Annotated in this window: 16 protein-coding genes and 1 riboswitch; of the genes, 3 read left to right on the forward strand and 13 right to left on the reverse strand. The window is 49.7% G+C overall.

The window, feature by feature from the left end; all coding sequences use genetic code 11:
- The first annotated feature begins 178 nt into the window (after nt 1-178).
- The gene (locus L855_RS18340; RefSeq protein ID WP_159790414.1) at nt 179-2,722 is read left to right on the forward strand and encodes a dynamin family protein; all 2,544 of its coding nucleotides are present in this window, start codon (nt 179-181) and stop codon (nt 2,720-2,722) included.
- Between the two features lie 52 nt (nt 2,723-2,774).
- On the opposite strand, the gene L855_RS18345 is transcribed toward L855_RS18340, so the two are convergent.
- The 7 genes from L855_RS18345 to L855_RS18375 form a co-directional block, all read right to left on the reverse strand.
- Nucleotides 2,775-3,347, reverse strand: coding sequence for a Uma2 family endonuclease (locus L855_RS18345; RefSeq protein WP_159790415.1), 573 nt, complete (start codon nt 3,345-3,347; stop codon nt 2,775-2,777).
- A gap of 87 nt (nt 3,348-3,434) precedes the next feature.
- On the reverse strand, nt 3,435-3,707 hold the full coding sequence (locus L855_RS18350; RefSeq protein WP_219729948.1) for a hypothetical protein: 273 nt from the start codon (nt 3,705-3,707) through the stop codon (nt 3,435-3,437).
- Nucleotides 3,707-3,895, reverse strand: coding sequence for a hypothetical protein (locus tag L855_RS18355; RefSeq protein ID WP_159790416.1), 189 nt, complete (start codon nt 3,893-3,895; stop codon nt 3,707-3,709). Before L855_RS18355 ends, L855_RS18350 begins: the two co-directional genes overlap by 1 nt.
- A 69-nt stretch (nt 3,896-3,964) precedes the next feature.
- On the reverse strand, nt 3,965-5,353 hold the full coding sequence (gene thiC / locus L855_RS18360) for a phosphomethylpyrimidine synthase (protein WP_159790417.1): 1,389 nt from the start codon (nt 5,351-5,353) through the stop codon (nt 3,965-3,967).
- A gap of 7 nt (nt 5,354-5,360) precedes the next feature.
- Nucleotides 5,361-5,457: riboswitch (TPP riboswitch) on the reverse strand.
- 157 nt (nt 5,458-5,614) lie between these two features.
- Complete coding sequence (psbA, locus tag L855_RS18365; RefSeq protein ID WP_159790418.1) at nt 5,615-6,676, reverse strand: photosystem II q(b) protein; 1,062 nt, start codon at nt 6,674-6,676, stop codon at nt 5,615-5,617.
- 267 nt (nt 6,677-6,943) lie between these two features.
- A complete protein-coding gene (locus L855_RS18370) occupies nt 6,944-7,291 on the reverse strand; it encodes a histidine triad nucleotide-binding protein (protein WP_219730033.1) in 348 nt (115 codons plus the stop codon).
- Between the two features lie 75 nt (nt 7,292-7,366).
- On the reverse strand, nt 7,367-8,461 hold the full coding sequence (locus L855_RS18375) for an NAD(P)/FAD-dependent oxidoreductase (protein ID WP_159790420.1): 1,095 nt from the start codon (nt 8,459-8,461) through the stop codon (nt 7,367-7,369).
- A 212-nt stretch (nt 8,462-8,673) separates the two neighbouring features.
- Here L855_RS18375 and argZ point away from each other — a divergent pair, with 212 nt between their 5' ends.
- On the forward strand, nt 8,674-10,779 hold the full coding sequence (argZ, locus tag L855_RS18380; protein WP_159790421.1) for a bifunctional arginine dihydrolase/ornithine cyclodeaminase: 2,106 nt from the start codon (nt 8,674-8,676) through the stop codon (nt 10,777-10,779).
- On the opposite strand, the gene bioD is transcribed toward argZ, so the two are convergent.
- The 5 genes from bioD to L855_RS18405 all read right to left on the reverse strand — a co-directional run bounded on the left by bioD (nt 10,776) and on the right by L855_RS18405 (nt 17,232).
- On the reverse strand, nt 10,776-11,474 hold the full coding sequence (gene bioD, locus L855_RS18385; RefSeq protein ID WP_159790422.1) for a dethiobiotin synthase: 699 nt from the start codon (nt 11,472-11,474) through the stop codon (nt 10,776-10,778). The two genes, argZ and bioD, sit on opposite strands and share 4 nt — an antisense overlap.
- Nucleotides 11,475-11,504: 30 nt before the next feature.
- Nucleotides 11,505-12,680 (reverse strand): hormogonium polysaccharide biosynthesis glycosyltransferase HpsO, encoded by a 1,176-nt coding sequence (hpsO, locus tag L855_RS18390; RefSeq protein WP_159790423.1) that lies wholly within the window; start codon nt 12,678-12,680, stop codon nt 11,505-11,507.
- A 38-nt stretch (nt 12,681-12,718) separates the two neighbouring features.
- Nucleotides 12,719-13,729 (reverse strand): hormogonium polysaccharide biosynthesis glycosyltransferase HpsN, encoded by a 1,011-nt coding sequence (hpsN, locus tag L855_RS18395; protein ID WP_159790424.1) that lies wholly within the window; start codon nt 13,727-13,729, stop codon nt 12,719-12,721.
- The gene (hpsL, locus tag L855_RS18400) at nt 13,729-15,405 is read right to left on the reverse strand and encodes a hormogonium polysaccharide biosynthesis protein HpsL (RefSeq protein ID WP_159790425.1); all 1,677 of its coding nucleotides are present in this window, start codon (nt 15,403-15,405) and stop codon (nt 13,729-13,731) included. The genes hpsN and hpsL overlap by 1 nt, the downstream gene beginning before the upstream one ends.
- Nucleotides 15,406-15,639: 234 nt before the next feature.
- The gene (locus L855_RS18405) at nt 15,640-17,232 is read right to left on the reverse strand and encodes a hypothetical protein (protein ID WP_159790426.1); all 1,593 of its coding nucleotides are present in this window, start codon (nt 17,230-17,232) and stop codon (nt 15,640-15,642) included.
- A gap of 276 nt (nt 17,233-17,508) precedes the next feature.
- Between L855_RS18405 and L855_RS18410 the strand changes: the two genes are divergently transcribed.
- Complete coding sequence (locus tag L855_RS18410) at nt 17,509-18,720, forward strand: glycosyltransferase (RefSeq protein ID WP_159790427.1); 1,212 nt, start codon at nt 17,509-17,511, stop codon at nt 18,718-18,720.
- 7 nt (nt 18,721-18,727) lie between these two features.
- Here L855_RS18410 and L855_RS18415 read toward each other — a convergent pair whose 3' ends face one another.
- Nucleotides 18,728-20,005, reverse strand: coding sequence for an HhoA/HhoB/HtrA family serine endopeptidase (locus tag L855_RS18415; RefSeq protein WP_159790428.1), 1,278 nt, complete (start codon nt 20,003-20,005; stop codon nt 18,728-18,730).
- Between the last annotated feature and the right edge of the window lie 127 nt (nt 20,006-20,132).

Here is a 20,132-nt window from a genome sequence, read left to right on the forward strand (position 1 = left end):
TTTTACGAATTGAAATATTTTGCAAGGTTGCTTAACGTTTTATTCTCAACGAATCATAACTTTTCTGAACAGATCCTCATTCTGAAAAAAAGTAGTACAATCTGAGGAAACATCTATCGCGAGTAGGGTGATGAAGAACCGACCAGTGGGAACCGAGGCGATCACATTGCTGTCACGCATGACTGGCGAAGACCTAAAATCAGAGCATGTCAGTCCATCTGTCCTATTTTTAGCTGCTATCTCAACCCTACTGCTGAAAGTCATGTGTGCCGATGGGGTAGTGAGTGAGGACGAAAAGCGTCATTTCCAGACGACCTTGAAGCAGGTGATTCCCTCGGAAGGAGATTTACGTCGCTTGGCCCAGTCGATGGTGAGTCGAGTCAATAAACAGAAACTCTATAATGATCCTCACACTTTACAAATTCTAACATCAACCTTTTCTCAGTCTGAAAAATTATTGCTCATTAGTTTTGGCTATCAAATGTCCAGTATTGACGGGACAATGCACGTTAAAGAACTGAAAGAGTTGAACAAAATTGGAAGTTACTTAAACCTAAATCCTGATTATTTAGACGTTTTAGAACATACATTCAAAGGTGAGTCGGTTCGCAATCGCACTGCCTTAAATAAAGTTCGACGATTGCTAGATCCCTCTCAGTTTTATGATTTAGAGCCTATCTTTAAAAAAGCGGCTAGTCTGATTGAAGATAGATTTCCTCAACCTGAAGAAGAGCCAGCAGAAGTTCTGACCGCTGAGAAAGGGGGAAACGCTTACTTAAAATTAGCGCAACTTAAAAAAATCAAAACTCAAACCAGCATTCAGGGATATCACTACTTTCAAATTCTCCAAAGTTTATGCGATGAAAAAGTGATACCTGAAGAACTATTAGAAACCACCCGTAATTTATTCAATAAGCTATCTGATAGCCACTTTCGTATTTCGGTCATTGGTAGCTTTAGTGTGGGTAAATCGACATTACTTAACGCCTTGTTAGGGTCGAAAGTTCAACCTGTTGCAGCTATCCCTTGTACGGGAGTTCTGAGCATCTTGCGCTATAGCCAGCATCCCCGAGTCATCTGTCACTATAAAGACGGAACAACCGAAGAAATACCGTTTGAGGCGTATCAAGATAAAGTTAAGATCGCTGAATCCCAGTCGGAGACTGAAGCCAATCGAAATCAAGCATTGGTCAACTCATCCCTAGAATATGTTGTGTTTCAGACTCCCGATTTAGAGTTTTGCAAACATGGTGCTGAAATTGTTGACTCACCGGGATTAAACGAACATCCTGAACGGGAAAAAGTCACGCAACAGCTAATCAAAGAAACTGATGCAATTATCTTCATGATTAGTGCTCAACAATCTTTGACAGCAACGGAACGAGAGTTGTTTGAACAAATTAGGAATCCTCTGAATCTTATCGATGACGCAGATATCCAACCCGCAAAGAACATTTTTGTGGTCGTCAATTACATGGATCTACTCGATAATGACGATGATGATGACGATTATGATAGTGAAGGCAATACCAGTGCGGTCAAAAAACGGATAAAAGACTTCTGTTTTCATGAACAGCCAGCACGAATTTCTGGAGATAACCGAGTTCACTACCTTTCTGCCAGAAAAGCTTTGACGGCTAAATTAAAAAATAAAGACAATCAATATCTTCAGGACTTTAACCAATTTATCCAGTCTCTTGAAGATTTTTTGATTGATGACCGAGGCGGAATTCAGCTTGAAAACTTTTCAAGTAGTTTTAATAGTTTAATGAAAAGTGCTTTAGCTAAAATTCAAAACTATCAAACATTACAACAGTCAAACCTGAAAAATATAGAACAGGAAAAGAAACTCATTTGGGATAAGATGGGGGAAGCAGCCGCTTGTCAAGTTCGATTCGATGAATTTGTTTTTGAACTTTACGATGAGGTCGTTGACTTAGCAGCTGAATCATTCGAGGAATGGGACGCCGGATTGTATGAGCGGGTGGTCGTAAAATCGGAACAATGGATATCCGAACATCAATGGCTTCTCAGTCGTGATAAGCTCATGGCTGACTATATTCGCCAGTTTGAAGCTGATTTATCAGATGAAACTAAAACTTGGGTAAAGCAAGACCTAATCGAAAAAGTTATCAACCCCAAACTTGAGGAGCTTGACTCCTTCATTGCCAAAGAACTTGAGTTAGTTAAAGAGAAATTTAAGCAACATCGGTCAGGAGAAGAAGACTATGCAGAAAGCTGGGTTTTTTCCAGTGTATCCCCATTGAAAACTGATGACGATTCAGGGGGGGGTCTGAATCTAGGAATGGTTGGCTTAGGACTGGTTATGATTCCCGGACTTTTCTTTGGTCCTTTCCTTGCAACAATTGCAGGTATCATTGGTGCAGGAATGGCTGGATTCGGAGCAGCAGGAGTCTTCGACATAGACGGGAGAATTCGTCGAAAGCTGATTGAGGAGGGAATGAAGCAATTTCAAAATTCTGAGGATGATAGATTACATAAAGTTGGAGAGGCAATTAGGAGCGAATTTACTCAACGAATTGATGAGTTTAGCGAAGTCATCAAAAATACCCTCTCGGTGTATGAAAATGACATTGAGCGCCTGATCAAACTGAATAGTCAATCGAAAGAACAACACACCTCAGAAATGGAATGGCTCAATCAGCAACGGGAGCGATTGCAAGAGATTCAACAGGAGATTAACCAAATCCTCTCAGTTTAACGGCGTTCCTCAGCGTCAGATTCAGGCAACCGTTGGGAAGCGTTGAGGGACATCAGCGGTTGGGGGGAGTCATCTGAAGCCAGCCGAAAATGCGATCGCAGGTCAGAGTTAGGGAAAGCTTAGCAAACTGGGGGAGAGGTGTGGACCCTTCATAGAGGCCCGGTTCACGCTGAGGTTGGAAGACGAGGATGGAGCGATCGCCGGGATCGACGAGCCATCCCATTTGACTCCCATACTGGAGACAATGGAGAAGCTTTCCGGCGACACGGTTGGGACTTTGCTGGGGGGAGAGGATTTCAATGACCCAGTCTGGCGCCTGTTGGACATCATCAACCGGTTCGCCAGACGCATCGAAAACAATCCGTTCCCAGGAAAAGACCGCAATATCGGGAACGAGGGAGCGATCGCCAAAGGTGCAACGCAATTCGGAAAACCCATAGGCGAGTTGCGCGTCTTCGGCGACGGCGTTAATAGCTTGGAGTAGCTTTGTTTGAAGCCGCGAATGACGCGCCTTTGGCATTGGTTTTTGGATAATTTGTCCATTGATATATTCGCTCTCCGGCTGAGTTGGCGGTAAGTTCAAGAACGTCTTGAGACTGAGCGACTGGTGTTGGCTTGTGGTCATCGTTCGAGAATCCCGTGATATATCTGTTGCAGGGAAATGTCGAGGGCGATCGCCTCCAGAGAAATCGTCGCGTTTACACCTTGGCGGTCACGAGTCCGAGTCCTCAGAAGCGTCTCCATCCGATAGGCGATCGCCTTCTTGCCAAAGTCTATCCTGTAACGAGTCATCACAATGGCTATGCAGATGAATGGTGGTGGCGACGAGTTCCGCGATAATGGTGGCGCGATCGTTGTCGGAAAGGGGCGATCGTAACTGGTTTAACAAATCGAGGGTCATCTGACAGTCCTCGGCCAGTTCCTCTAGGAGGCGATCGAGGGTGCTATCTTGGCTTAACTGTACTCCTGTCTTAACTGGCATCATTATTTCTTTCCTAACCGCTTTTTCGCTCGTTGAATCCCATTCTGAAATGCCCGAATTTCCTTACGCCAATGGTCAATGAGTCCTAAATCTGGAGAGTCCCGATCTAATTCTTGATCTATTTTAACCTGATGCTCTTGAATGCGGCGTTCCAAGCTTTCGATAGACTTGTAGTAATGCCGTTTTCCCATAGACTAAACCCAAAAACAGGCAGGAGTTTCCCCCCACCTGCTTTGACCTGCTTTTAGATTCAGCTCAGCTTATGCCTTCACGACAGCTTTCTCCTTCGCCTCATCCGAAGCTAAGAACTTCTCCAACTCCGTCAACGCATCCGCATCCACCTTGGTCTGCATTGGACAGAACTTCGGTCCACACATCGAGCAGAACTCCGCCGACTTGTAGATATCCGCCGGAAGCGTCTCGTCATGATATTCCCGAGCGCGTTCAGGGTCCAGGGATAACTCAAACTGCTTGTTCCAGTCGAAGTTATACCGCGCCGCCGAGAGTTCATCATCGCGATCGCGCGCACCCGGACGACGACGAGCAATATCCGCCGCATGAGCCGCAATCTTATAGGCAATCAAGCCATTGCGCACATCCTCAGCATCCGGTAACCCCAAATGCTCCTTCGGCGTCACATAGCACAACATCGCCGTCCCATACCAACCGGCCATGGCTGCACCAATGGCAGAGGTAATATGGTCATACCCCGGCGCAATATCTGTCACCAACGGACCCAACACATAGAACGGTGCTTCGCTGCACTCTTCCATCTGTTTCTTGACGTTGAACTCAATCTGGTCCATGGGGACATGGCCCGGACCTTCGACCATCACCTGAACATCATGTTCCCAGGCGCGGCGTGTCAACTGTCCGAGGGTTTTCAACTCCGCCAGTTGCGCTTCATCACTGGCATCATGGGTACAACCCGGACGCAGGGAATCCCCTAAACTGAACGACACATCGTATTTCTTGAAGATTTCGATGATGTCATCGAAATGAGTATAAAGGGGGTTTTGCTTGTGGTGATGTAACATCCAGCGTGCCAGGATTCCGCCACCGCGAGAGACAATCCCCGTAATGCGATCGCGCACCAACGGCAGATGTTCAATCAAGATTCCTGCATGGATCGTCATGTAGTCCACACCCTGCTGAGCGTGTTTCTCAATGATATTCAAGAAATCATCAGCAGTGAGATTTTCCACACTGCCATGAACACTCTCAAGGGCCTGATAAATGGGAACCGTACCAATGGGAACCGGAGAGGCCTTGATAATCGCCGTGCGAATCACATCCAAGTCCCCGCCGCCGGTAGACAAGTCCATGACGGTGTCCGCACCATACTTCACCGCCAAATGGAGTTTCGCTACTTCCTCATCAATATTAGAGGTGTTGGGCGATGCCCCAATGTTGGCGTTGACCTTGCATTTCGATGCAATGCCAATGGCCATCGGTTCGAGATTGGTGTGGTTGATATTGGCCGGAATAATCATCCGGCCCCGGGCCACCTCGTCACGGATTAACTCGACTGGCAAGTTTTCCCGTTTGGCGACGTAGTCCATCTCCTCGGTAATCACTCCCTGACGAGCGTAGTGCATCTGGGATACATTACCCTGACCGCGTCGCTTTGCTACCCAGTCTGTACGCATATTGAATTTCCTCGATAAACAGCTTCCCTTCGCCGGTACTAGCCGGTCTCAGGTTCTAAGGGTGTAATCTCAGCCTGACGACTCAGGCACCCCTAGCTTGCTTAGGTGTATTGAGTTTAACATCATTCTGGGTGCTTGGCAGGGGTTAACTTTTGTGACACTCTCAGCTACCGAAGTTAGGCAAAAAAAAAGCGCCCTCCGGAGAGGACGCTTTTTTTAAGTCTTAGTTAACCACTTTAGCTAACTTCCCAAGGGCTAATCTTAGCCGTTGATGGAAGGAGCTTCGGTAGCAGCCAAGTCGAGGGGGAAGTTGTGAGCGTTACGCTCGTGCATAACTTCCATACCGAGGTTGGCGCGGTTGATCACGTCAGCCCAGGTGTTGATGACACGACCTTGGCTATCCAACACGGACTGGTTGAAGTTGAAACCGTTGAGGTTGAACGCCATGGTGCTGACACCAAGAGCGGTGAACCAGATTCCGACAACGGGCCATGCACCTAAGAAGAAGTGCAGAGAGCGGCTGTTGTTGAAGGAAGCGTATTGGAAGATCAAGCGACCGAAGTAGCCGTGAGCTGCAACAATGTTGTAGGTTTCTTCTTCTTGACCGAATTTGTAACCGTAGTTCTGAGACTCGCTCTCGGTGGTTTCACGAACCAAGGAGGAGGTCACCAGAGAACCGTGCATCGCGGAGAACAGAGCACCGCCGAAGACACCAGCCACACCAAGCATATGGAAGGGGTGCATCAGGATGTTGTGCTCAGCTTGGAACACCAACATGAAGTTGAAGGTTCCCGAGATACCCAGTGGCATACCATCGGAGAAAGAACCTTGACCGATGGGGTAGATCAGGAAGACAGCGCTAGCAGCGGCAACAGGTGCGGAGTAAGCCACGCAGATCCAGGGACGCATTCCGAGACGGAAAGACAGTTCCCATTCACGACCCATGTAGCAGAAAACGCCAATGAGGAAGTGAAGGATCACGAGCTGGTAAGGACCGCCATTGTAAAGCCACTCGTCGAGGCTGGCAGCTTCCCAGATCGGGTACAAGTGAAGTCCGATCGCGTTAGAAGAAGGAACAACAGCACCAGAAATGATGTTGTTTCCATACAGAAGAGAACCGGCAACAGGTTCGCGGATACCATCGATGTCCACGGGGGGAGCAGCGATGAACGCGATGATGAAGCAGGTGGTAGCGGTTAAGAGGGTGGGGATCATCAAGACACCGAACCAGCCAATGTAAAGGCGGTTGTCAGTGCTGGTGACCCAACTGCAAAACCGTTCCCACAGAGACGCGGATTCGCGTTGCTGTAAGGTGGTGGTCATAGTATGAATTATTGCGTTGTGTTTGGTTCTGTAACAAGAGCGAATAATGTGTTTGCCCTTGTTGTTACTACATTAACGCAATTGTTTCGTGATGTAAAGGGTTTTTCCGTTTTTTTTGTAAATTCTGCCTAAAATCAGAGTCTCAAAACCCCTGAAAGCCTTGTCCAATGAGGAATTCAGTCGTTATGATGGTTTTCTTAACACTTCGCAATCTAACGCCTAGGGTCAGAGAGGGAGGTTTCTGTCCCTAGGCTTGGGTGGGGCATCTTAGCCGGGGGGCCAACTCATCGGTCGTCCCCCCAACACATGTAGGTGCAGGTGATCGACGGTTTGCCCACCATCGTCACCGGTATTAATAACGACTCGGTAACCTTTCTCTAAGCGTTCAGTTTCGGCCACGGTTCTGGCAATGATGAGAAGATGCCCCAGCAGTTGCTCATCGCTGTCGTCAGCATCAGCCAGCTTGGGAATCGCTTTCTTGGGAATCACCAGAAAGTGCGTGGGAGCTTGAGGGGCAATATCGCGAAAGGCGAGACAATGCTCGTCTTCATGGAGGATATCCGCCGGAATCTCCCTGCGGATAATTTTGGCGAAAATGGTATCGGTCATGGGGATAGGGGATAGGGAACAGGGAACAGGCAATAGGGAGCAGGCAATAGGCAAGGGCCTGTTGTCCCAATGCTTACTGTATCAAACTCCTGAAATCAAATCACGGATGGCGATCGCCGTGGCCGGAGCCAGTAACACGCCGTTACGATAATGACCCGTGGCCAGCAACACGTTCTCATAATTCTCTAATTTACCGATAACTGGGGCGCTGCGTCCTTCGGGACGGGGTCGTAAGCCAGACCATTGTTCAATCACCTTAGCCTCAGCTAACGGGGGATAGAGGGCGATCGCCGCCTCTTGAACCTCCTCCAATAACCTCTCATCTGCCGTCACCTGTCCCGCTGCATCAGGAAACTCCACCGTTGCCCCCACCCAACACTCATAATCCGAGAGGGGAACCACATGCACATCTCCCCCAGTCACCACAGGGAATCTCTGAGGAAACGGCTGAGAGAGACGATATCGCACCGCCTGGCCCAACACCGGGCGCACGGCGATCGCCCTCTGGAGTTGGTCCGTCAACAGACTCGTCCCCAAACCCGCCGCAATTACCAGCCAATCCGGTTCATACTGATCACCGGTTTGAGTCATCACCTGGCCACAGCGGCGAGGATCTCCGGTTGTCATTTCTATATCCGTAATCTCAGTCTCCCAATTTACCTGAACCCCCTGCAACTCAGCCGCCGCCAGCAACGCCTCTGTGAGGGGACGGGGTTGAATTTGGCGATCACAGCTCGAAAAGACCGCCCCCGAAATCCCCTCCCTCCCCAACTGAGGAAAACGAGTGTAAAGCTCATCTAACAACCATAATGCCAAGGGAAACCCTTGCTCGCAACGCACCTGAGCCAAGTTCTGCCATTTTGACCAATTTTCCTCCCTTGAACAGAGTTTTAAAATCCCCGCATCATTGCGGGGCAAATGACAGTCAAGTTTTGCCTCTAACTCAGGAATTAAGGTCAGATAGCGTTGCAAACTCTGCTCTCGGAGTTTCCAGGCCCGACTCTTGGCTTTTTTCTGACTAATTGCTCCCATTAAGACTCCCAGCGCCGCCCCCGTTGACCCCTGACCCAGGCGATCGCGATCGCACAGAATCACCTCCAGTCCAGGAACACAACTCAACTCATAGGCGATCGCCGCCCCAACCACCCCGCCACCCACAATCAAGACCTGAGTCATGTCAACAAATCCTCACTTTTTCAAGAAATTCTGATAATAGTTAGCCTAAAAGAGCCAAACCCCGCTGGCAACTGCTCCCTCATGAGATTTGACCTCCATCTCAACCCAACCCAAGATTTTTTTACCCAGGTTCAGGACTGTAATACAATGAACAATTGGCTGCACCAGCAGTCCATTGTGCGTTACATCGCTCCTCAAAGGTTTTACCCTCTATGACCGCATCCACTCATATCCTTATGTGTCCGCCTCATCACTACGATGTGGACTACGTGATTAACCCTTGGATGGAAGGAAACATCCATCGTTCTTCCCGCGATCGCGCCGAAACCCAGTGGGAACAACTGCATAAGATTCTCAAAGATCATGCCACTGTCGATCTCGTCGACCCCCAAAAGGGCGTTCCTGACATGGTCTTCACCGCCAATGCTGGGCTAGTCCTCGGCGATAACGTCGTCTTAAGTCGTTTTTACCATCCCGAACGTCAAGGAGAAGAACCCCACTTCAAAAAATGGTTTGAAGACAACGGCTTCACCGTCTACGAACTCCCCAAAGACTTACCCTTTGAAGGCGCCGGTGACGCACTCCTCGATCGCGAAGGACGCTGGCTCTGGGCAGGATACGGATTTCGCTCCGAACTCGACTCTCACCCCTACCTAGCCAAATGGCTCGACATTGAAGTCATCTCCCTGCAACTCGTCGACAGTCGCTTCTATCACCTCGATACCTGCTTCTGTCCCCTCAGCAACGGCTACCTCCTCTACTACCCCCCCGCCTTCGACTTCTACTCCAACCGCCTCATCGAAATGCGGGTTCCCCCAGAAAAACGCATTATTGTCAACGATGACGATGCCGGCAACTTTGCCTGTAACGCCGTCAATGTCGGTGATGTGGTCGTCATGAACCAAGTCAGCGACGACCTCAGCCGCCGTCTAACCAAGGTGGGATTCCAGGTCATCCAAACCCCCCTGAGTGAATTTCTCAAAGCCGGTGGAGCCGCCAAATGCCTCACCTTGCGCACCACCGAACCGGTGATGCCCAACATTCACGCCGTGGACTCCGTCGTCTCCACCACCATCACCCTCGAAGGTCATCTCCTCGATGCCGGCATTATTAACCGTGCCTTAGATCTCGTCGTCGAAGGGGGGGGAAGTTTCCAAGTCCGCAACTTCAACCTCGGAGAACAGCGTCAAAGTACCTCAACCGCTGACGTTCATATTTCCGCTCCCTCCAACGACGTGATGGAGGAAATTCTGGCACAACTGATCGAATTGGGGGCCGTCTCTCTCCCCGAAGAGCAGGCCGATGCCCAACTCGAACCCGTAACCAAAGCTGGCGTAGCCCCCGATGACTTCTACGTCACCACCATTTATCCCACGGAAATTCGCATTAACGGCGAGTGGATTCGCGTTGGCAAACAACGGATGGATGGGGCAATTGCCGTTAAGGAAACCCCACAGGGAATTGTCGCCGAATGCAAAATTCTACGGGATTTAGAAACGAACGAGACAGTCGTGGTGGGGGTTTCCGGTATCCGCACCGTTCGTAAACCCGAGTCTCGCGAAAAACGAGGAACCCAGGAATTTGGCTTTATGTCAGCCGGAGTCTCCAGTGAGCGACGGGTTGAACTGGTGGTGGAACAAGTGGCCTGGGAATTGCGACGAATTCGCGATCGCGGCGGCAAAGTGGTCATCACCGCTGGCCCCGTCGTCATCCATACTGGGGGAGCCGAACATCTCTCCTGGCTCATTCGCGAAGGCTATGTGCAGGGCCTCCTCGGCGGCAATGCGATCGCCGTCCATGACATGGAACAGTCTTGTCTAGGAACCTCCCTCGGGGTGGACATGAAACGGGGGGTCGCCGTTCGCGGCGGTCATCGTCACCACCTGAATGTGATTAACACCATTCGTCGTCATGGCAGTATCGCCCAGGCCGTTGAAGCCGGTGTGGTCAGTCATGGGGTGATGTATGAATGCGTGAAAAACAACGTACCCTTTGTTCTTGCCGGTTCTATCCGCGATGATGGTCCCCTTCCTGATACGGAAATGGATTTAATTCGCGCCCAAGAACGCTACGCCGAGTTGGTGCGTGGCTCAGATATGATTCTTATGCTCTCGACGATGCTGCATTCGATTGGGGTGGGGAATATGACCCCTTCTGGCGTGAAGATGGTTTGTGTGGATATCAACCCGGCGGTTGTCACCAAACTCAGCGATCGCGGTTCCGTCGAATCCACTGGTGTGGTGACTGATGTGGGCCTGTTCCTGAGTCTGTTGGTGAAGCAATTAGCTCAATTAACCAGTCCTCTGGTGAACGTTTAAGCTACTCTTCTTGATAACGGACCAAGAATTGTCTCTAAGTCTAAACTGGCGGCAACGGCTGCCAGTTTTTGGCTATCTCCACTATCAGACAGATGGGGGATACAACCTAACACCGGTAACTGGGTTAGAGATTCGATTAAATCCTGGGGAGTCCATTGCGCAATCTCGTCTGGGGATCGGGGTTCCACGCAATTGAGGACAATCCCCAAGATATTTACTTTCATCTGACGGGCCAGGGCTACATTGGCCACCGCCTGGGCGATCGCCCCCAGTTTCACGGGAACCACTAAGAGAGTCGGAAGTCGCCAATCCCGAGCTAAATCCGCCACCGTCAGTTCCCAGGTCACCGGGGAGCCTAAACCGCCGAGAAACTCCACCAAGAGTAAATCACGGCTGTTGCGCAACCCTTGCAGTTCCCGCCAGACTGGGGCTAAATCAATGTTACGTCCTTCTTGTTCCGCCGCTAGAGGAGGGGCCAGAGGGGCATTGAAAAACTGAGGATTGAGGGATTGGGGAGATTGATTCAGCTCAAAGCGTTCTTGGAACCACTCGCGATCGCCCACCCCGGACTGAATTGGTTTCATTAACCCCACGGAGAGTTGGGGGAGATACTGCTGAGTATAGGCCAATAGGGCCCCGGTGAGGATAGTTTTGCCCGTATCAGTATCGGTTCCGGCGATCGCCAAAGTTGTCATATCTGCTGAGTTCTGGGTGATGATTACTAATTAATGATGACTGAGGAGCTGCTGATAAAAGGCCAACTGCTTCTGGGCGATCGCCCGATTGGTATAGTCAGCTAACCCCCGATGATAGCCCCGTTGAGCCAGTTCCCCGGCTAACTCCGGGTTTTCCATCAACCTTAGCAAACAATCCCGCAGTTCCTCGGCGTTCCCTTCAGGGAACACCAAACCACTCTCACCAATCACATGGGGAATTTCCCCCGAATCGGAACCAATCACCGGAACTCGACAGGCCATCGCCTCAATTAGGACATGGCCAAACTGTTCTTTCCAGCCCACCGAGGAAAGGGTTTTAAACTCATAGGTGGTTTCCGACGGTAACACTAAGGTATCCAAGAGATTAATATAGCGGCAGACCTGGTCATGGGGAACACTCTCGACAAAAGTGAGTTTGTCCGTTAACCCCTGTTCTTGGGCCCAGGACTCTAGCTGTTCCCGCAGGGGTCCTCGTCCTAAAAGAAGCCAGCGCCAGGGGCGATCAGCTAATCCCTCTAAAGCCTTCGCGAGAGTCAGTAAGCCTTTTTCTTCCACAAAGCGTCCCACAAAGCCAACCACAAACTCTTGCGGGGTGATTCCTAGTTCCTCTCGCAAATCCAAAACATTCTGAGGACAGAAAAGCTGTTCATCCACCCCAAGTTGTGGCAAAACTGTCATTTCCCCCTCATAACCATGGTCTCGTAGGATATTTGCCCCATCTTGGTTTCCCACTACCACCCCATCGGTATGTTTTAAGTTATACCGCTCCAACACCGACAAGGGGAACTTCACCTCATAGGGCAAGTTCCACCACGTAAAAAATACATTTTTAGCCTTGAGTTTCAAGAGTCGATTAAGGGTAATAAACTCCGCGTAGCCTAAAGCTTTAGCACCTTGCTCAACTTGAATAATATCCGGGCGAAACTCTCGCAACAATGAGACTAAATCCCAGCCAAATGTTAATAATCCCTGTTGATTCTGACTAAAGTTCGACACCGGCACAACCCGAAATGCTCCCTCATCAATGGGCTGACTTTCTACCTGTTTGTTCTGGACTCCTCCCGGTTTCCAACGTTTGGGAACCACAACGGTCACCTCAGTTCCGGGTTCTAAACGGGCTAACTCCCGTAACTTTTCCCGGTTGAGGTCAACAATGTAGGTATGACTAGCAACTAAAATTTTCATGGGTTTGCAGATAACAGGGGGCCTCTTAACGGGTATTTTTAGCGGGAGGGTTGATACAACTCATCTTGACGGCTGTAGATTTGTCCATCATCCCAGAGAGATTGTATCCAAGTCTTCATGGCTTTGAGCAGTCCGAGCTTGTAGAAGCCAAGACGCACCACAATTTTAAGAGGCGAGCCACTTTTATTACAAGGGGGATGACCTAACACATGGCAGTCAAACAGTTTGGCAAAAAAGCGCAAGCATTGACCCATGGTTAAGTTATGGAGTCCTAAAAAGAAGTGATTGTGATAGAAGGTGATTTGGTACTGAACCGATTTGGTGCCAATATCATGACAGCCCCCTGTTTCTTCTCCCAGGTGAATCAAAGATGCCTCTGGATCGTACCAAATCTGTCGGTTGGTTTTACGGAACTGCAAACAAAAATCCGACTCTTCCCGAACCGCACTTCCCCGGTAGCGTTCATCAAAGTGCAACCCAAACTTTTCAAATAACTCCCGCCGGAAGGACATATTGCAACCCCGAGCCGACAAGACTTGTTGCGGTTTGATGGTATGCACCAAATCGATATGATACCAAGCAATACCGGGGTCCATCGCTTCTGGGGGGAGATCCTCGATTTTCAGGGCCCCACCGGAGTCGGCCAGTTTCATGCGATCGAACACCCGGCCCGCCACAGCACCCACCTCCGGGCGATCGCGATAATTGCGAGCATGGGTTTCGAGATACTGGGGTTCAAGTTGCACATCATCATCGATAAACACGATGATATCCCCCTTCGCTCGTCGAACGGCGTAATTCCTCGCTCCAGGTAAACTCGCCCAGTCCACCCGATACCAGGCAATTTTACCCCCATCACTGAGGTCTTGCAGATAGCGATCGGTTTCCGGCTCATGGTCTGCCGTTTGATCGACGACAATCACCTCAAACTGGGGATAGTCTTGTTTGAGGACATCAGCGATGGTGTCCCGGAGAGCCGCTTCCCGGCGAAAGGTCGGAATTACCACAGAGATAGATAGAGGGGTCACAGTCGGGCTGCTCCTTGTCATTACTTGCGCTTTTTCTTCTTCTTCTTCTTAGTCTTAGCATTTTCTTCCTCATCTAGCCCTAGAGCCGCTCGCTCCTCTAAATCCTCCCGTTCAATATCGGGCAGCCGTAGAACTAACCCTGCAATCATCCAGTAATACACTGCCACAGGGTCCACATCCAGGGGATAGTAGTAGGTCTGATAGCTAATAAAGAAGATGAACACCCAGAAGGATGCGGCGTAACTGCGCCAAACTTTGTCTTTGAGCGATCGCCAGACCTTAAAGGTTGCCACCGTAATCGAGGTGACCAAGCCCAAGAATGCAACCGTTCCCAATGTTCCAATTTCATAGAGCAGCTTAGGATAATAGGTTTCAATCAGCCGAGTGTCACCAAAGATACGGGTTGAGTTGGTCGCTCGGCCCACCCCATAGCCCAATGGCTTCTGACTCTGAGAGGAGTTGTCTGCCTGATCAGCAATAAAATTCGTTGGAGGCGAGGCATTCCAGCGATCGACGGTACTATCAATTCGTTCCTGAATCACGTCAGGGAAGAGAATAAAACTCACCATAATTAGACCGGCTAGCCCTCCAACAATGGGAATGAAGCGAGCTGGCTTAGATAGCTGCCCGGTCACAATCAACATGATAATGATGATCAGAGGAACCAACAATAAGGCAATCCGTTGTCCTGAAATAACAGCATTGGTAAATACCAGTGCCATTGCCAGGAAACTCGTTAACTGCCAGATAAGAGATGGGTCACTAAACGCTGAAGCAAACGTTAAAAAAGCATTCGCAATTAAAAACCAAGCCCATTGCCAGGGAGCCACAAACGTCCCCGGTAGGCGAATCATATTTTGAGAAGGACTATAGAGCAATGATCCTCCTACCAAGCATTTAGAATCTAACGTCGCCTGAAATAAGGCTCTCCCAGTCAAATGGTCTGTCCCCTGACAAACTCCAGTCGTTAACATCAGAAATTGCAGGAAGCCTAAACCACAGCAAATAATAGCTAGAACGATATGAAGACGAGTAAATAGCAAAAATGTCTTTTTATCTCGGATCATGTAGTAAGTGCACGTGATTAGGGGAAGATATCCGAGTAACACTTTGATTCCCAAAATTCCCTGAAAGAAAAACTGTCCTTCAGGGGGCTTTCTAGCCATAGGATTTGCCGGAGGATTGCCACTGGCAAGGTGCATCGGTAGATTGATGGTGAATAAGGTTAGGAGTACCGATATGCTCAATATAATGAGAGGTATTCTGATTCCTTTGGGGATAATCAGAGGTTTTCCCTGTTTCTTAAGACTTAAAAATATGGCAATAATGGCAGGAATGGCAAATCCATCTTTCGCAAGCTGAAAAATAGCATTTCCACCGGCAATCCAGTAGGTGACGGTCCCAGCAAAGGGCATATAAATCACAAATAGCCATAGGGCCAGATAGGGATAGACAAAAGACACCCATAAGACGGTAATCCCCCCCCCACCAGCAAGCGCGAGGATAGGGCTTGCAGTAAAGAATAGAGCGGTTCCAACAACTGCTCCAATCCCTCCAGCGGTAATAATCGTTTGAATAAAGGCTTTACGCTCTTTCGCCGCCTGTCGCTTTTTCGCCGCTAACTCTTTTTTACTGAGGACTGGCTCATTAGGGCGAGCCGTCTCTTGACCTTTTTTCTTGGATTTTGTTTTTGGCATCGTCCAAACTAATGTTAGTTCCGTGTATGCCAGACTATTTTTATAGGAAGCGAAGTTTTAGTTAAGACGCTCTACCGGAAAGGGCAATAGCCCCTACATCCTTGTCCTATGTATGCCTGCTATGGCTATAATATAACTTTTCTCCGGGAAGATTGTCATATCGGTGTTTCCGCATCTGTACTGTGACCCCCCCCAAGCTCGGTAGTGGTTCGGACCAATCAGCCGAAGAAGCGTTTACGCGACTTGGTGACCTTCGTTGTCTTGGCCTAAGTCCTGAGACAACCGCTTTTCTGGAGCCTGTTGTTCAAGCTGTTGTTCAAGATTGGGTAGTCGCAGTACCAACCCTAAAATCATCCAGTAATAAATTGCTACGGGGGCGGCATCTAAGGGATAGTGGTAGGGGGGATAGCTAATCAACAAGATGAATAGCCAGAAACAGGCTGCATAGCTGCGCCAGGTTTTATTTTCGAGCGATCGCCAGATCTTGAACGTGACGACTGTCAATGTTGTCACCAAGGCTAAAAACGCGGCCACTCCCAAAATGCCAATTTCATACATCAGTTTAGGGTAATAGCTTTCAATTAGGCGAGTTTCCCCCAATATACGAGCTGCATTGGTGGCGCGTCCCAGTCCATGTCCCAATATTGTGATGTCCTGAGATGAAGCTTGCTCAATCATAAAACTGGTGGGTGCAGATGCCAGCCAACCCTCGATGATTTCGTTAAATTGAGCTTGAATCATCTCTGGAAATAGAACCCAGCTCATGATACTTAACAACGCCAATGCTCCTATCATAGAAGCCCATCGGGTTGGGGGAACCAACTTTCCTGTTAAGGCTAACATCACCATGATGAAAACCAGCATCACAAATAAAGCCGCACTCTGTCCTGAGACAACAGCATTAGCCACAAGTAGGGCCAGGGCTAAAAAACTGATCAATCGCCAAACTGGGGAGCAATCCTTGATGGCTGATGCAACAGCAAAAAAAGTGTTGGCAATTAGAAACCAGCCCCATTGCCAAGGGGCTGCAAAGGTTCCGGGCAAGCGAATCAGGTTTTGAGACGGACTATAAATCAAAGAGCCACCTACTAAACATTTGGCATCGAGGCTGGCGGCCAATACAGCGTTATCGGTTAAGTGATCTGTCCCTTGACAAACTCCTGCCCGCAACATCACATACTGCATTAGCCCTAAACTACAACAAGTTATGGCTAAGATAATATGCAAACGAGTGAATGTCCAAAACGTCTTCTCGTTTTGAATCATATAATAGGTACAGGTAATCAGGGGTAGATAGACCAATAATACTTTTAAGCCTAAAATCCCCATCAGAAAAAAATCACCTGTTGGAGGCGGCTGAGCGATAGAGTCACTAGGACTGCCTAAAGCCGCGCTAGCAAGATCCAAGGGTAAGTTAACGGTGAATAGCGTTGCCAGGGCAAAAATCAATACCGTCAGCAAGGGAATCTGAATGTTTTGGGGAATGATTAGGGGCATACCATTTTTTTTGAGATTCCACAAAATGGCAATCATTGCTGGAATGGCTAAGATGTCTTGGCCAAACTGAAGGAGAGGATTCCCCCATTCAGCCCAATAGCTTACAGTGCCAGCAAAGGGCATATAAATAATCAACAACCACAACGCTGAATAAGGATGAACAAAGGAGACCCAGGCTAGAGCACTTCCCACTCCTCCGGTGAGGGCAAGAAGGATTTGATTGGTAATTAGAAATAGAGCAATACTAACAATTAGACTTAGCCCAACTACTGTGATGAGGGTTTGGATAGGTGCTTTGGGTTCTCCGGCTGCTAGGTCTGTTTCGTTCAATGCTGACGGGTCAGAGTGAGGTCTGGCGTTCCCTTCTGAATCAGAGTTTGTTTTGTCCATGATACCGAAGTGATATTGGGAGGTTATTCGGACGCTCATACCAGCCCCACTATAGCTTTTCTATTAAAGAGCCGCTACATCAGAATCCCGTATTTTTAGGGACGATCGCACCTGTTCGCAAATTTGTTTAAAGATTCGTTTAGAGATTCGCTCAGAGATATGGGTACAATGGACCCTTACCATGTAGCGGTATCAAGTTCCCGGTTCTGATGTTTCATGTCTTTGCCTAAACCGTCTTCCCAGGGCCTGATTGCTAAAATTCCCCAACCCGGGGACTATCATCAGGGAGATTGGCCCATATCTGCGGCCGCTCCCTTGCAATTTTCGTTGGTCATTCCCACTTACAATGAGCGACATAACCTGAGGACTCTGATTGAACGCCTCAGTCAACTCCTCGATCGCCTCCTCGGTCCTGACTATGAACTGATTATCGTGGATGACGATAGCCCCGATCGCACCTGGGAACTGGCCCAACACCTCGCAGACACCTATCCCCAGGTTCGCGCCCTACGTCGTCAAGGAGAACGAGGACTGTCCACCGCTGTCATTTGTGGGTGGCAACGGGCAAAGGGGCAAATTCTGGGGGTCATCGATGCCGACTTACAGCATCCGCCAGAAATCTTAGAACAACTCTGGCAACAAATCGAACGGGGGGCCGACTTAGCCCTAGCCAGCCGTCATGTCGATGGTGGAGGAGTCAGTGACTGGAGTCTGCGGCGACGCATCCTCTCACGAGGGGCCCAATTGTTGGGACTGATTCTTCTGCCGGGAGTGGTGGGGCGCGTCTCGGACCCCATGAGTGGATTTTTCCTGGTGCGACGCGGGGCCATTTCGGAGCGTTTCCTGGACCCCGTCGGCTATAAAATCCTGATTGAAGTCCTCGGCCGAGGGGACATTTCCTGGATTGGGGAAGTGGGGTATGTCTTCCAAGAACGGGAACAAGGCGAAAGCAAGGTCACCTGGAAACAGTATTGGGAATATCTCCAACATTTATGGAAACTGCGTTTAGACTTGTTGCCAGTCCAGCGTTTCTTGCGATTTGGAGTGGTGGGGTTGAGCGGCGTTGTTGTGGATTTGGCGGTGTTCTATGTCCTACGGGAACAGTGGCAGTTGGGGCTAACTCGTAGTGCCATGCTGTCGGCGGAAGTGGCCATTCTCAATAACTTTTACTGGAATGACATTTGGACGTTCTCCGACTTATCCCGTCAACAACAGGGATGGCGTAAGCGCGTCAAACGCCTACTCAAATTTAATATCGTCTGTTTAGCCGGATTGATTCTCAATGTGCTGATTGTGAATCTCCTCTTTAACCTTTTGGGGGTGAATGACTATCTGGCTAAACTGTTGGCGATCGCCCTGGTGACCCTTTGGAACTTCAGCATCAACCTGAAACTGAGTTGGCGAGTCACCGACGTCAGCGACCCCTAATCACCCCCTAATCGCCTAACACCCCAGTTTGCACCTCCAGGGTTTCTGGGCTGCCATTACGAGAGATATCGATGCGGAGGCGATCGCCCACCCGAACTCGGGAGACAGCCTGTTGAACTTCTTCAGCGGAGGTGACGGAGTCTCCCTCAATTTGGCGAATCACATCCCCCGCACGTAATCCCCCTTCATCGGCCGGAGAACCAGGCATGACCTGCACAATTAAGACGCCCTCATCCTCCTCGACTCGTAGCGCCTGACTCTGATCTCGGTTGACTTGCTCCTTCACTTGAGGGGACAGATCAACCATTTGGATGCCTAAAAAGGGATGATCCACCCGTCCATTTTCGATTAATTCCTCCGCGATCCGAGCCACCGTGTTGATGGGAATCGCAAATCCTAAACCCTGGGCATTTTGGATGATGGCAGTATTCATCCCCACCACCTGACCATCTTGATCCAACAGGGGTCCCCCAGAATTACCGGGATTAATCGCCGCATCCGTTTGAATAAAATCAACCCGCTTATCCGCCACACCCACCTCGCTGCTGGAGCGACCGATCGCACTAATAATCCCAGTGGTTACTGTATTATCTAATCCCAAGGGGTTGCCGATGGCGATCGCCCACTCGCCGGGCTGTAACCCCTCACTGTCTCGTAAACGGACCGCTGGCAAATCTTCCGCCTCAATCTGTACCACGGCCACATCCGTAACCGGGTCTGTCCCCAACACTCGGCCCTCCAAACTGCGGCCATCTCGCAGAGTCACCGTCACCGAATCGGCCCCATCAATCACATGAGCATTGGTGACAATTTTGCCATCAGAACTGAGAATAAACCCCGAACCAGAGCCTTGTTGAACCCGCTCCTGCTCAGCATCAGGCATCCGAAACCCAAAAAACTGGCGCAACATCGGATCATCCAACCCCGGGGGTAGCGATCGCGCACTGACCCTCCGCTCTGAATCAATCCGAACCACAGCCGGGCCTACCCGAGTGACCACATCAGCCACAAAGTTACTCGGAGGTACGATTTGCGCCTCCTCCGTCCGGGGTGTCACCGTTGGGGCTTCGGCACTGACCGCAGGCAGACGTTCCTGAGACTCACTCGTCCCCAAATCTGAACCCATCTGAGAGTGGGATGAGAACACCTCCGTCGCCCCCCAGGCCACAGCTCCTCCGACGAGGAAGACAAGCAAATAGGAAAGAACAGGAAACTTGGGGCTGGGGGACTCCGGTGGCCGTCCCTTCACATCATCAGAGCCGTAACCTTGGGGGGGAGTTCGCATGGTATCGTATGGGGACTCGCGGCATTGTTATCAAGAGGAAAGTCAGTCCAAGACTTGTAACTGGTGTGAGGAGTGAGGGAATTTGAGGAACTGACCCATCATGCTTGGACTGACTTATAGACTAAGA

The sequence above is a fragment of the Sodalinema gerasimenkoae IPPAS B-353 genome (assembly GCF_009846485.1).
GTDB lineage: Bacteria > Cyanobacteriota > Cyanobacteriia > Cyanobacteriales > Geitlerinemataceae > Sodalinema > Sodalinema gerasimenkoae.

Bases quoted from the DNA above. Each gene is read 5' to 3' on its own strand.
- L855_RS18410 (WP_159790427.1), top strand. From the start codon at position 17,509: ATGTCTTTGCCTAAACCGTCTTCCCAGGGCCTGATTGCTAAAATTCCC.
- argZ (WP_159790421.1), top strand. From the start codon at position 8,674: ATGACCGCATCCACTCATATCCTTATGTGTCCGCCTCATCACTACGAT.
- hpsN (WP_159790424.1), bottom strand. From the start codon at position 13,729: ATGACAAGGAGCAGCCCGACTGTGACCCCTCTATCTATCTCTGTGGTA.
- hpsO (WP_159790423.1), bottom strand. From the start codon at position 12,680: ATGAAAATTTTAGTTGCTAGTCATACCTACATTGTTGACCTCAACCGG.
- L855_RS18350 (WP_219729948.1), bottom strand. From the start codon at position 3,707: ATGATGCCAGTTAAGACAGGAGTACAGTTAAGCCAAGATAGCACCCTC.
- L855_RS18355 (WP_159790416.1), bottom strand. From the start codon at position 3,895: ATGGGAAAACGGCATTACTACAAGTCTATCGAAAGCTTGGAACGCCGC.
- thiC (WP_159790417.1), bottom strand. From the start codon at position 5,353: ATGCGTACAGACTGGGTAGCAAAGCGACGCGGTCAGGGTAATGTATCC.
- L855_RS18345 (WP_159790415.1), bottom strand. From the start codon at position 3,347: ATGACCACAAGCCAACACCAGTCGCTCAGTCTCAAGACGTTCTTGAAC.
- psbA (WP_159790418.1), bottom strand. From the start codon at position 6,676: ATGACCACCACCTTACAGCAACGCGAATCCGCGTCTCTGTGGGAACGG.
- L855_RS18375 (WP_159790420.1), bottom strand. From the start codon at position 8,461: ATGACTCAGGTCTTGATTGTGGGTGGCGGGGTGGTTGGGGCGGCGATC.
- L855_RS18415 (WP_159790428.1), bottom strand. From the start codon at position 20,005: ATGCGAACTCCCCCCCAAGGTTACGGCTCTGATGATGTGAAGGGACGG.
- L855_RS18340 (WP_159790414.1), top strand. From the start codon at position 179: ATGACTGGCGAAGACCTAAAATCAGAGCATGTCAGTCCATCTGTCCTA.
- bioD (WP_159790422.1), bottom strand. From the start codon at position 11,474: ATGACAACTTTGGCGATCGCCGGAACCGATACTGATACGGGCAAAACT.
- hpsL (WP_159790425.1), bottom strand. From the start codon at position 15,405: ATGCCAAAAACAAAATCCAAGAAAAAAGGTCAAGAGACGGCTCGCCCT.